Annotated in this window: 9 protein-coding genes; 5 read left to right on the top strand and 4 right to left on the bottom strand. The window is 65.3% G+C overall.

Annotation, left to right across the window (positions count from 1 at the left end):
* Positions 1-67 precede the first annotated feature (67 nt).
* From U1703_RS14955 to U1703_RS14940, 4 genes are all read right to left on the bottom strand, one after another.
* Positions 68-2,422, bottom strand: a complete 2,355-nt coding sequence (locus U1703_RS14955) for a bifunctional diguanylate cyclase/phosphodiesterase (RefSeq protein ID WP_332786317.1) — start codon at positions 2,420-2,422, stop codon at positions 68-70.
* A 290-nt stretch (positions 2,423-2,712) separates the two neighbouring features.
* A complete protein-coding gene (locus U1703_RS14950; protein ID WP_332786316.1) occupies positions 2,713-3,702 on the bottom strand; it encodes an amidohydrolase family protein in 990 nt (329 codons plus the stop codon).
* 251 nt (positions 3,703-3,953) lie between these two features.
* Positions 3,954-5,021, bottom strand: a complete 1,068-nt coding sequence (locus U1703_RS14945; RefSeq protein WP_332786315.1) for an ATP-binding protein — start codon at positions 5,019-5,021, stop codon at positions 3,954-3,956.
* Complete coding sequence (locus U1703_RS14940) at positions 5,006-5,683, bottom strand: response regulator (RefSeq protein ID WP_332786314.1); 678 nt, start codon at positions 5,681-5,683, stop codon at positions 5,006-5,008. Before U1703_RS14940 ends, U1703_RS14945 begins: the two co-directional genes overlap by 16 nt.
* 182 nt (positions 5,684-5,865) lie before the next feature.
* On the opposite strand from U1703_RS14940, the gene U1703_RS14935 reads away from it, so the two are divergent.
* From U1703_RS14935 to U1703_RS14915, 5 genes are read left to right on the top strand one after another with little or no spacing between them, the layout of a single operon-like run.
* Complete coding sequence (locus tag U1703_RS14935) at positions 5,866-6,942, top strand: efflux RND transporter periplasmic adaptor subunit (RefSeq protein WP_332786313.1); 1,077 nt, start codon at positions 5,866-5,868, stop codon at positions 6,940-6,942.
* Between the two features lie 3 nt (positions 6,943-6,945).
* The gene (locus tag U1703_RS14930; protein ID WP_332786312.1) at positions 6,946-10,053 is read left to right on the top strand and encodes a multidrug efflux RND transporter permease subunit; all 3,108 of its coding nucleotides are present in this window, start codon (positions 6,946-6,948) and stop codon (positions 10,051-10,053) included.
* Positions 10,054-10,055: 2 nt separating this feature from the next.
* Complete coding sequence (locus tag U1703_RS14925) at positions 10,056-11,471, top strand: efflux transporter outer membrane subunit (protein WP_332786311.1); 1,416 nt, start codon at positions 10,056-10,058, stop codon at positions 11,469-11,471.
* Positions 11,468-12,013 (top strand): cytochrome b, encoded by a 546-nt coding sequence (locus U1703_RS14920; protein ID WP_332786310.1) that lies wholly within the window; start codon positions 11,468-11,470, stop codon positions 12,011-12,013. The genes U1703_RS14925 and U1703_RS14920 overlap by 4 nt, the downstream gene beginning before the upstream one ends.
* Positions 12,010-13,251, top strand: coding sequence for an MFS transporter (locus U1703_RS14915; protein WP_332786309.1), 1,242 nt, complete (start codon positions 12,010-12,012; stop codon positions 13,249-13,251). Before U1703_RS14920 ends, U1703_RS14915 begins: the two co-directional genes overlap by 4 nt.
* The last annotated feature ends 10 nt before the right edge of the window (positions 13,252-13,261 follow it).

The following is a 13,261-nucleotide window of genomic DNA, read 5'->3' as shown; positions in this document are numbered from 1 at the left end:
GCCGTCGCGGCTGTCAGGCCCATTTACCCCGCCTTTCGAGCGTCATGATCCGCCGCGCAGGCTACGGTCAGGCCACCATATTGGTATGGACATAGTATGGCGTGCCCATGTCGACCAGCGGGATGAGGGGACGGCCGATATGATAACCCTGTAGAGCATCGCAGCCGATTTCCCGACACAATGCGAGTTGTTCCGGCGTTTCGACCCCCTCGGCATGGGTAACGACACCCAGCTCGCGTCCGAGCGCAACCGTCGCCCGCAGCACCGCCATCGAGCGCGGATCGCTCGCCGCGCGCAGCACGAAGCTGCGATCGATCTTGATCCGGTCAAAGCTCAGATCACGAAGATGGGACAGCGACGATTGCCCGGTCCCGAAATCATCCAGTGCGATTTTGAAGCCGAGTTTCCGAATACGCTCCAACCGGCCTGCGACCTTGGCAGCGTCGTGGATCAGCGCCGTCTCGGTGATTTCGATTTCCAGCCGCTCAGCCGCCAAGCCATTAGCTATGACGGCCTGTGTGAGGTGGTCGAGCAAGGCATCCGATGCCAGCTGCGCGGCAGAAACGTTGACCGCTACATACAGATGCGGCGACCAACCCGCCAGGTGTCGACATGCTTCCGCGATCACCCACCGCCCGATTTCGTCGATCAGGCCTGAGTCCTCAGCGATGGGAATGAATATATCAGGCGAAATCCATCCCCGAACGGGATGTTGCCATCGCAGCAGTGCCTCATAGCCGCAGGTGATGCCGGAGGCGAGGTCGGCGATCGGTTGAAAGGCCAGGCGGAAGCCCCCGTCTTTCACGGCGCTATGGAGGCCGTCAACGATCTCCTGTCGCTGGAGGAGCGCTTCTGTCATGGCGTGCTCATAACAGTGAGCGCGACGACGGCCCGCCCGTTTCGCGTCGTAGAGGGCGAGGTCGGCACGCCTCATCAATTCCTCACCCGACAGCCCGGCTTCCCACTCCGCTACACCGATGCTGCATCCCGGCTGGAGGCGATAGCCGTCAATGATGACGGGATTGGATATCTCGGTGACGACCGTCTGGGCGAACGTCCTTGCCTCGCCGATCGGCAAGGCCATCACGATAGCCATCTCGTCGCCGCCCATCCGAGCAACGAAGCTTTCCGAGCTGACCAGGCGATGCAGGACGGCCGCACAATGGATCAGGAGCTTATCGCCTATGCCATGGCCAAATGTGTCGTTGATCTCCTTGAATTCATCAAGATCGATCAGAAGCAGGCTGAACGTCGCGGCCTTGCCGATCATGGCCGCGACGTGATCCTGAAGCGCCCGGCGGTTGCCGAGATTGGTCAGGACGTCATGATGCGCGTGAAAACTCAACTCGCGGCTGGCCTGCCTTTCGGAGGTCACGTCATTGAATGTAAGGACCACGCCCTGTCTGATCACCGGGCGGCACCGTACGACATAGGTTCGGCCGTCCTCCATTTCACACTCGCGGTCGAAAAGCTCACCGAACTGAACCCACGCCTTCATTGACTGGTCAACAATGGACCGTTTGCCGGGATGCCAGTTTCGGTATCGTGCAATAGTGTCGAGAAAGGTGTCGATGGTCACGCCAGTTCGCAGCGCCTCGGGCGGCGTATCGAACAGGGTCAGGAAGCGCTGGTTATACTGGCGAACACGCCCTGCCTTGTCGATAAAGACCAAGCCGTCAGAAATGCTCTCGATCACCGCCTTGAGCGTCTGCGCTTCCCGCTCGCGTCGCAATCGCGCCTGCGAGGCAGATAGAACGCCGCCCAGACAGGCGATCGAGACGGCAAAGGCCGTGCACGCCGCGACGAGGCCCGGCGACATGGCGCTGCCCTGGACGATCGCCAGCCGCGCGTTGACGATGTCGCCAGCCAAGCTGATAAAATGGATAGCGCACACCGCGCCGACAAATGAGATGCCAGTCGCCAGCCGTGGAAAACTCCGTGTATCACGGATTTGCCAGCTGATCAGGATCGCCGTACCGATCAGCCCACCGATCAGGTTGGTCATGGTCGAAAACTGGTGATTGCAATCGATCAGCGCGGACAGACCGACGGCATGCATACACCAGATCCCGAAACCCGCCGTCACGGCAAGCGCGATCTTCGTGCCTAGGTGCTGTACCTTGGCAAGGGCCGCGATGGGCACGCCGACCATGAGGATCCCCACCATAGCAGACAGCGCGGTGCGATGCGGTGCATAGGTCAGGATCAAATCTGGTCGATAGGCGGTCATCGCGCTGAAGTGGGTCGACCACACCCCCAACCCTGCGGCCAGGGCCAGCCCTCCATCGCGCCAGCCAATGTGGCTGGTCCGGGCATGACGAATTTCGGCCGTAAGCAGCGCCACCAACCAGCCCGACGTCAGGCAGATGCCGATGGACACCGCCAGAAGGTAAGCGGAATAAGGCAATAGGAAGAAGATCAAGGGGGCCCTATCACGGCATTGAGATTAGCAACCTATATCCCATCTCCTGATTAACAATCTATTTTAGTTTGCCGGTATATTGCGGCTCTTTCGGCATCGATCGAGCCAAGGCAGGTTCCTGTCGCCGTGCCACCGCACGGTAATGACAGGGTAGCGCTACTCCCGCGATAAAGGGGTAACGGTGGACCCGTCACCGACGCGATATCGGCGATATAGAGCAAGCGGGCGGCTTTCCTAGAGTAGCCTCCCGCTCGGTAGGCATTCTGAGGGGAGCGAGCTGACGATCGAACCTAAGCCGCTTTTGCCCCCGTCAGACGCTCCCAATTTGCGAAGGCAAAACCACGGCGCGCCGTGTCGTCGAGGTCGACGGTTTCCAGAAAGCGAAGTGGCTCGCCGCCCGGTCGGTACTGATATGGGAAGTCGGTCGAGAACAGCAGACGATCCGGGCCGACGATCTCCAGGCACTGCCGCAGATAGGCGTCGCTCCACATGCCGCTGCCGGTGACGTAAAGGTTGCTGCGCGCATATTCATGCAGCGATCGGTCGAGTTCGAGCGCTCGGCTCATCACGGCCGACGTCCGCTCGAGATAGAACAGCACCACCTCGCCCCAATGACCAAGGATGATCTGAAGCTCCGGCAGTTCGTCGAAGACACCCGCCGCCGCCAGTCTGACCCATTCCAATCCTGCCTCATAGTGCCAGCCAAGACCGAACGCGGCGAGTGCGAGATCCGCCCTGTCGCTGATCCCGGAGTAATTGGACGCGCGTACGTCCGGTGCTGGCGTTTGGGGATGGATGAACAGAGGGACGCCCAGTTCTGCGGCTTTCCTCAGCATCGGCCGCAGCGCCATATGGTCGAGGTGCCGGTCGCGTGTCCGGCCACAAAGCAGCGCGCCCTTCAGCCCGAGTTCTTTCACCGCGCGCTCCAGCTCGCGGGGGGCGGCGTCCGGATCGGATGTCGGGAGGGCCGCGAAACCCTGAAAGCGGGTGGGATGACGCGCACATGCCTCGGCGATGAGATCGTTGACGCGCCGGGCAGCCTCCACCGCTGGTCCAGGCTCGAGATTGTGGAGGCCCGGCGTGGTCAGGGACAACACCTGGACGTCGACGCCCTGCTCGTCCATCAGTGCCAGACGGCCAGCACCTAGGTCGGCCAGACGCTCGCCCGTTACACCCCCGTCTGCGATCGCAGATACGGGATCATGTGGAGGCGGCGCTGACGCCCAGGCGTCACAGACATTTTGCGGCAGGACATGTTCTTCGATGGCGATCAGGCGCATGGACGTCTCGCATAGGAGTCCGGAATAACCGTTACATCAGCCGCAAGCTTCCCTGATGCAAGGGCGCTCGCTCGACGTGATGGAGAAGCCCGGCTTTGCCATAGCCCATTCTACCAATCGGAAGCCCAATTGCGGTCATCTGGTGTCGAAACCAGCCCCCAGATTTCAGCCCTTCATTCGCGTTGGGCTCGACACCCGGAAGAGTAGTGCGCGTGTCTTGTCTGCAATGGCTGGATCGCGATCAATCCCTGTCAAGCTGTCGGCAGCGGCAGGAGAATACGAAACAAGGATCGGTCCTTGGTCCTCTGATAGATAGCGTCACCGCCATGAGCTCGGGCGATAGCGTGAACGACGGAAAGGCCAAGTCCCGATCCACCGGAATTTCCAGTGCCTCGTACGAACTGGCGAAATGCGCTGCCCTCGAGCTCGGGGGCAAGTCCCGGGCCTTTGTCCATGACCGTGATCGTCGCCTTGTCCCCGGTAAAATCGACCTCGATCCGCAGGGTGCATGGATCGGCATGGCGGCGCGCATTGTCGACAAGTGCGATCACCGCCTGTCGAATGCGCGCCGCATCGGCCCAGACGACCCCGGTCTCCAACGTCATCTCCAGTTCGAAACCCGCTGGCGACAGCATGGATGACAGGATCGGCCGCATATCCTCCAGCTCGGCAGCCAGATCGACATTCGCGACCTCCAGTTCCAGTCGCCCGCTCTCGGCCAGGCTGACGCTGCGCAGGTCCTCGACCAATCGGGTCAGACCCTCGACCTGCTTCATCAGGCCGACCACCAGTTCGTCGTCGAGCGGAAAGACGCCGTCCCTGGCCCCCTGAAGCCGCCCGCGCAGGATGGTCAGGGGGGTGCGCAGTTCGTGCGCGATCTGCGCGTTCCAAAGTTTCACATCGTCGGACATGCGTTGCAGCCGGTCGGCCATGGCGTTGAAATCGGCGATCAGCAGCGCGGCCTCGCCATGCGCGACACGTACAGGGGATATCCGGGCCGTCAGGTCTCCCTCGGCAATCTGGCGCGCCGCCTCGCCCACCGCGCCGAGCGGCTGCACGATCCGCCGCGCCAACCGCACCGCGACCGCCAGCGCCAGAACCACCCCGATCACGCAGCCCGCCAGCGTGATGCCGACATCCAGACCCGTGGTATCGGCCACGCCCGGTGGCAGCGGCGCGACGATGCGCAGCCGCTCCAGCACGCCATAGACGATGTAGAAGGCGGCCGTGCTGACCACGACCGCGACGAAGGCCAAAGTCGCCATCGCCACCGACAATTGCCGGGTCAGGCTGATCCGGTTCTTCATCCGCGCGACCATAGCCGGTATCCGACACCGCGCACCCCCTCGGGCATGTCGGGCACCCCCGCCTGATCGAGCTTGCGGCGCAGCTTGCTGACATGGCTGTCGACCGTGCGATCCAGCGCGTCCGATCCGGGCAGGCATGCGTCGAGCAGCTCGCTACGACTGAACACCCGGCTCGGCGTGCGCGCCATATGGGCGAGCAGACGGAACTCGGTCAGGGTCAGTGCCACCTCGCCGCGTTCGGTGCGGACCATATGCGCGGTCGTGTCGACCTCGACCGGGCCGACCCGCAACATGCCGTTCGCCCCCTCCCCGCCCGACCGGCGCAGCACCGCCTTGACGCGCGCGACCACCTCGACCGGGTTGAACGGCTTGACGACATAATCGTCCGCCCCGATGCGCAGCGCCTGGAGCTTGTCGATGTCCTGGTCCAGCGCAGTGGTGACGACGACCGGCGTATGGCCCCGCCGCCGCACTTCGGACAGCACGCCCCATCCGTCGATGATCGGCATCGAGATGTCGAGCAGCAGGATATCGGGCTTCAGCGCAAGGTGCAGGTCCAGCGCGGTGCGCCCGTCACCGGCATGGACGGTCCGGAACCCCTCGCGCTCCAGATAAGCACGGATGATCTCGGCGATGTCGCGGTCATCCTCGGCGATCAACGCGAGCGGGTTCATGCGGCGGGTCCACAGGGCATGGCCATGTTCCTATCAGCCGCGCCGGGTGTACCACCAGCCCGCCTCCACATAGTCTCCACATGATCTCGACGCAGGCGCAACGAGCCACGCGGATAGGCGGCGGCATGATGGGTCGACCTCTCGTTTGCCGCACGCTTCCCGTGCTGCCACTCCTTGTGCCGATGGCAGCGTGGCTCAGCGGCTGTTCCGCCGAAGCTCCGGCTGCACCGGCGGCCCCGGTCACGGTGCTGACCATGCGCGTCATGCCGGCCGAGATCACCGCGACCGACGAACTGCCCGGCCGGGTCGTGGCGTTCCGCACCGCGGAAATCCGCCCGCAGGTTGGCGGCATCGTCCAGCGCCGCCTGTTCGAACAGGGCGCGGCGGTACGCGCCGGGCAGATGCTGTTTCAGATCAGCCCTGCCCCCTATCGCGCCGATGCCGACACGGCCCAGGCGACCGTACAGAAGGCCAGCGCCGCCTATGCTCGCGCCTGTGCCCAGGCCGATCGCCTGAAACCGCTGGTCGCCGCCGACGCGATCAGCCGCCAAAGCTATGACGATGCGGTCGCCGCACGCGAGCAGGCCGGTGCCGAACTGGCCGAGGCGCGCGCGACCCTGCGCCGCCGCCGGATCGACCTGGGCTTTTCGCGGGTGACCGCGCCGATCGCCGGGCGGATCGGACCGGCCAATGTGACCGAGGGGGCACTGGTGACGGCGGCGGACGCGACGCCGCTGGCGACGATCCAGCAGATCGACCGGGTCTATGTCGATGTTCGACAGCCGGCCGAACGCTTTGCCGAATTGCGCGAAAAGGGTGCGGCGGCCGGGACGGTCGAGATCCTCACCGCCTCTGGCCAGAACCATCCGGCGCAGGGGCACATCCTGTTCTCGGGCATCACCGTTGATCCGGGCACCGGCGATGCGTTGGTCCGGGTCGAGGTGCCCAATCCCGGCGAGCGGCTGTTGCCCGGCATGTTCGTCCGCGCCCGCCTGCCGCGCGCGACCATGCCAGCCGCGCTGACCGTGCCGCAACAGGCCGTGACGCGCACGGGCGACGGCACGCCGCAGGTCAGCGTGGTCGACGGGCAGGACCGGGTGCATATCCGCCGCGTCACGCTCGGCCCGTTGGTCGATGGTCGCTATGTCATTGTGTCGGGCCTGCGCGCCGGTGAAACGGTCGTCATCGAGGGGCAGGATCGCGTCCAGCCCGGTACTCAGGTCAACCAGCGCCCTTGGCGTGGTGGCGCGGCGGGCTGAGCCATGGCGCAATTCTTCATCAACCGCCCGGTCTTCGCCTGGGTCATCGCCATCGCGATCGTCCTAATGGGCGTCATCGCGATCCCACAAATGCCGGTCGCACGTTTTCCCAGCGTCGCGCCGCCGACGGTCAGCATCTACGCCAGCTATCCCGGTGCCACGCCACAGACGCTGAACGACAGCGTCGTCTCGCTGGTGCAGCGCGAACTGTCGAGCGTGAAGAACCTGCTCTATTTCGAAAGCTCGGCCGATATCTCGGGCTCGGCGACGATCACGGCGACCTTCCGCCCCGGCACCGACCCGGAGCTGGCGCAGGTCGACGTGCAGAACCGGCTGAAGACCATCGAGCCGCGCCTGCCGCAGGTCGTCCGCCAGACCGGCGTCACCGTCGAGTCCGCTTCGTCGGGCTTCCTGATGATCGTCAGCCTGTTGTCCGATGGGCGGCAGGACGAGGTCGAGCTTTCCGATTACATGACCCGAAACATCGTCGACGAGTTGAAGCGCATTCCCGGCGTCGGGCGCGTCCAGAATTTCTCGGCCGAGCGCGCCATGCGCATCTGGATCGATCCCGCCAGGCTCGCCGGATATGGCCTGACCGCGACGGACGTAACCGCAGCGATCGCCGAGCAGAATGTCCAAATCGCCCCCGGCGCGCTGGGAGCCGAGCCGACCGCCCATGGCCAGCGCGTGCTGGTCCCGCTGACCGCCGACGGGCAGCTCAAGACGCCCGAGGATTTCGCCGGCATCATCCTGAAGGCCAATACCGACGGGTCATCGGTAACACTGGATAAGGTCGCCCGTATCGAACTGGGCCGGCAGAGCTTCGGTAACGACACGCGCGAGAACGGCAAATTCGCCGCCTCGGTCGGTATTCAGCTGACGCCGGGTGCCAATGCCGTTGCCGCGTCAAAGGCGGTCCGTGCCCGCATGACCGAGCTTGCCCATGCGTTGCCAGCGGGCATGAGCTGGTCCGCGCCGTTCGACACCGCGCCGTTCGTCCGCATCTCGATCGAGAAGGTGCTGCACACGCTGGCCGAGGCGATGTTGCTCGTCTTCCTGGTGATGTACCTGTTCCTGCAAAAGGTTCGCTACACGCTGATCCCCGCCATCGTCGCGCCGATCGCGTTGCTCGGCACGATCGCGGTCATGCTGGCGACCGGCTACTCGATCAATGTGCTGACCATGTTCGGCATGGTGCTGGCGATCGGCATCATCGTCGACGACGCAATCGTCGTCGTCGAGAATGTCGAGCGGCTGATGCACGAGGAGAAGCTGTCGCCCGCCGATGCCACGCGCAAGGCGATGCAGGAGATCACGCCCGCGATCATCGGCATCACGCTGGTCCTGTCGGCGGTGTTCATCCCCATGGCACTGGCGGCCGGATCGGTCGGCACCATCTATCGCCAATTCTCGATGGCGATGGCGGTATCGATCCTGTTTTCCGCCTTCCTCGCGCTCACCCTCACCCCGGCGCTATGCGCCACGCTGCTCAAGCCACTGGACTCGGAGCGCCCCAAGAACCGCTTCTTCACCTGGTTCGATCGCCAGTTCGAGCGGGCGACACGCGGTTATCAGGGCTGGATCGCGACGTTCCTGACGGCGAGCGGGCGGATGATGCTGGTCTTCGTCGCGATCGTCGGGATGCTGGCCATCGCCTTCGTTAACCTGCCGTCGTCCTTCATGCCGGAGGAGGATCAGGGTTACTTCATGACCAGCTTCCAGCTTCCGGCCGATGCCACCGCCACTCGCACCTTGGCGGCGGTCAAGGCGCTGGAAAAGCATATGGCGACCCGCCCCGGCGTCGAGACGACCGAGTCGATCCTGGGGTTCGGTTTCTCCGGCTCCGGCCCCAATGCGGCGATGGTCTATACCATGTTGAAGGATTGGAAGGAGCGCGGCGGCACGAACGTCGCCAAGGAAGTCGCCGCCGCCGATGCCGCGATGGCCAGGGACGTGCATGAGGGCCAGGTGATGAACGTCATGCCCCCCGCCATCGACGAACTCGGCACCTCGTCGGGCTTCGCACTGCGGCTGGAGGACCGGGCGGGCAAGGGACGCCATGCGCTGTTCACCGCGCGCGACATGCTGGTCGCCTATGCGCAGCGCAGCCCCAGGCTGACCGGCGTCTATGCCGAGGGCCTCCCCTCCGGCACCAGCGTCCGGCTGGACATCGACCGCGCCAAGGCGCGCGCGCTCGGCGTGTCGTTCACCGCGATCAGCGACATGATCGGCACCGCGCTGGGCAGCAGCTATGTCAACGACTTCCCCAACAAGGGACGGTTGCAACAGGTGATCGTGCAGGCCGAGCCTGCGCACCGCATGACCCTGGACGATGTGATGAAGCTACGCGTGAAGAACGCGGCCGGGGGAACCGTCGCGCTGGCCGAGCTGGTCACACCGGTGTGGAGCAATAGTCCCCTCCAGCTGTCGACCTATAACGGCTATCCGTCGGTCAGCATCACCGGCAGCGCCGCGCCGGGTGTTTCCAGTGGCGATGCGATGCGCGAGATGGAGCGGCTGGCCGCCGAACTGCCCCCCGGCTTCGGGATCGAATGGACCGGCCAGTCGCGGCATGAACGCGAAGCGGGCGCGCAGACCCCGATGCTGCTGGCGCTGTCGATGCTGGTCGTGTTCCTGGTGCTGGCCGCCCTCTATGAAAGCTGGTCGATCCCGATGGCGGTGATGCTGGTCGTGCCGCTGGGCCTGATCGGCGCGGTGTCCGCGGTGATGCTGCGCGGCATGTCGAACGACATCTTCTTCAAGGTCGGCCTGATCACCATCATCGGTCTGAGCGCCAAGAACGCGATCCTGATCGTCGAGTTCGCCAAGCAATATCGCGAGGCGGGCAGCAGCCTGATCGACGCCGCCATCGCCGCTGCACGGGTGCGCCTGCGCCCGATCGTGATGACCAGCCTGGCCTTCACGCTGGGCGTCGTGCCGCTGATGCTGGCGGGAGGTGCGAGCGCAGAGACGCAGCACGCGATCGGCACCGGCGTGTTCGGGGGCATGATCACCGGCACCGTGCTGGCGCTGATCTTCGTGCCGACCTTCTTCGTGGTGGTGGTCGGCCTGGCTGAACGCTGGCGCGCGTGCCGGATCAAGGAGGCATGACGATGCGATACCTGCCCCTCCCCCTGTTGCTGGCGACCACCGCCTGTTCGATGACGCCGAAGCTCACCCTGCCGACACCGCCGGTCGCCGCGGCCTTTCCGATCGCGAGCGGCACCGAGGCGCTGCCCGAATGGCGCCGCATGTTCGGCGATCCCCGGCTGCAAACCCTGATCGCGCTCTCGCTCGACGCCAATCGCGACCTGCGTATCGCCGCGCTGAACGCCGAAGCTGCGCGGGCGCAGGTGCGCGTACAGCGCGCCCAGTCGCTGCCCGGCCTCAACGTCGAGAGCGGCTATACCCGCCAGCGGCAGCCTGCCGGCGTCGCTGGAGCAGGTGTGGGCCTGACGCCGGGGGGCGAGGCGACGGGCTTCACGTTCGGTCAGTTCAGCGCCCAGGCCGCGCTGACCAGTTTCGAAATCGACCTGTTTGGTCGCCTGCGCGCGATGAACGAGGCGGCCTTCCACCGCTGGCTCGCCTCGGTCGAGGCCCGGCGCGCGGTGCGGCTGGCGGTGATCGGCGCGGTCGCCGACGCCTATTGGAACGAGCGGCTGGCGGACGAGCAACTGGCGCTGACCCGCTCGACATTGGCCGACTGGCGTGCATCGCTCGACATAACCCGGTTACGCAGGGACGCGGGCCAGGCGAGCGGCGCCGATGTGGCGCAGGCCGAGGGGCTGGTCCGGCAGGCCCAGGCCGATCTGGCGCAGCGCGAGCGCGAACTGGCGCAGGCGACCAACGCGCTGACGCTGGCCGTCGGTGCGCCCCTGCCAGGCGACTTGCTGCCGCCCACCCCGCTGATGGAACAACCGATCCGCACCGCGCTGGCGGTGGGGACGCCGTCCGACCTGCTGACCCGCCGCCCAGATATCGCGCAGGCCGAGCAGGATCTGCGCGCCGCCAATGCCGATATCGGCGCGGCGCGCGCGGCCTTCTTTCCGCGCGTGTCGCTGACCGCCGCCTTCGGTTTCGCCAGCCTGACGCTCGACAGCCTGTTTCAGGGGGCGAACCGATCCTGGTCCTATTCGCCCGCGATCAGCCTGCCGATCTTTCGTGGCGGAGAGCTACGCGGCAATCTCGACCTTGCCCGACTGCGTGCATCGACCGCCGTCGCAAGCTATGAAAAGGCGATCCAGACCGGCTTCCGTGAAGTCGCCGATGGGCTTGCCGCACAGGCAACCTATGGGCGGCAGGTGACAGAACAGCGTGCCGTCGTCACCCAGGCCGAACGTCGCGCCAATCTGACCGATCTCGCCTATCGCGCCGGGCAGACCAGCCGCCTCGAACTGCTCGACGCGCAGCGCGCGACCTATGCCGCGCAACAGACCGCGCTGATTGTCCGGCGCGACCAACTGACCGCCGCCGCCGCGCTCTACCGCGCGCTCGGCGGCGATACCGAAGCCCAAGGAACGCCGCGATGACCCGCCATGACCGCTATACCCTGCCGATGCGGCTGCTCCACTGGACCCGCGCCGCGCTGATCGTGGGGTTGATCGCGCTCGGCTGGACGATGACTTCGCTGCCCGACAGCACGGCCGCCAAGTTCGAATGGATGTATCCCGTCCACAAGGAGTTCGGTGTGCTGGCCTTCCTGATCGGCGCCGTGGCGCTGATCGTGCGCAGCCGGTCCGCCCTGCCCCATCATCCTGCCGGACTCGCCCGGTGGGAAGTCATGCTGTCGAGCATCGTCCAATATGCGATGCTGGCGCTCGCGATCATCGTACCGGTGATGGGCTATGCCATGTCCAGCTCGTTCAGCCAGAGCGACGGAGTGCCGTTCTTCGTCACCGACCTGCCCGAGCTTCTGCCCAAGAACGACCGCGCCTTCGCCGTCTTCGCGGTCGCGCACAAGGTGCTGGCCTATACGCTGCTGGCGCTGGTCGCGCTGCATGTCATGGGCGTTCTCAAGCACCGCTTCCTCGATCGCAGACGAGCCTCCGACGTCCTGCCCAGGATGTTATGAGCCAGACCATTTCGATGGAACAGACACCGGCGGGCGTCGATCCCGGCCCCGGCTGGCAGTGGCGCTTCTGGTCGATCTTTGCCGGACAGTCGCTGTCGCTGATCGGATCGGCGATGACGCAGTTCGTGCTGATCTGGTGGATCACCGACACGACCGGCGATCTCGGCGCGCTGGCGACCGCTGGGCTGGCCGCGCTGCTGCCCCAGGCGCTGCTGGGGCCGGTCGGAGGCACGTTCGCAGATCGCTACAGCCGCCGGATGCTGATGATCGTCGCCGACCTGATCTCGGCCTTCTGCATCGTGGTCCTGATTGCCCTGTTCCTAAGCGGCCATATCGCCTTGTGGCACATCTATCTCGCGATGTTCGTCCGCAGCGCGGCGACCGCGTTTCAGATGCCCGCCGCCTCCGCCAGCGAGGCGATGCTGGTGCCTCGGCATTTCCTCCCCCGCGCCGCCGGGCTGAACCAGACGCTGATGGGCATCGTGACCGTTGCCGCCGCGCCGCTGGGGGCGATTGCGATCACGGTGATGCCGGTCGGCATGGCGCTGTGGATCGACGTTGCCACAGCGCTGCTCGGCATATTGCCACTCCTGTTCTACACGATCCCGCAGCACCATGCGGCCACCGAAAGGGCCGGTTTCTGGGCCGAGTTTCGCGAAGGCGCCAGCGTCGTCTGGCAGAGCCCTCGGCTATTGCGCGTCTATGCTCTGCTGACCGCCACCGTCCTGGTCGTCATGCCGACCTTCACCCTGTTGCCGCTGCTGGTGAAACAGCATTTCGGCGGTGGAGCGGATCAGGTCGCCCTTTTGGAAAGCGTTGGCGGGGCTGGCATGATCGTCGGCGGCATGATGGTCGCGATCATCGTACCCCGGCGGCTGATGTCGTGGATCCTATGGGGGTTCACCCTGTCCTGCGCGACGATGGCGCTGACCGCGCTGATGCCGCCCGGCATGTTCCTGCTGGCCGCGATCTTCTGGGCGTTGAGCGGCCTGTTCTTTATCTTGGGCGACGCGCCGTTCACCGCTTTGATCCAGACGACCGTTCCCAATCGGTTACAGGGGCGTGTCCTTGGACTGCTCGGCACGATGATGGGATTGGCAGCCCCTTTCGGCCTGTTGGTCTCTGCTCCGCTTGGCGGGATGATCGGGGTACGGTGGATGTTCGTTTTGACCGGCGGCCTGGGGACGCTCGTCAGCCTGTCTGCGTTCCTCTCCAGCGAGTTGCGCGACGCCGATTGACCAAGGGCAT

The organism is Sphingomonas flavida (assembly GCF_036663655.1).
In the GTDB taxonomy this organism is placed as follows: Bacteria; Pseudomonadota; Alphaproteobacteria; order Sphingomonadales; family Sphingomonadaceae; genus Sphingomonas.
Note: the sequence above shows the minus strand (reverse complement) of the source record. Positions and strands in the feature narration are given on the sequence as shown.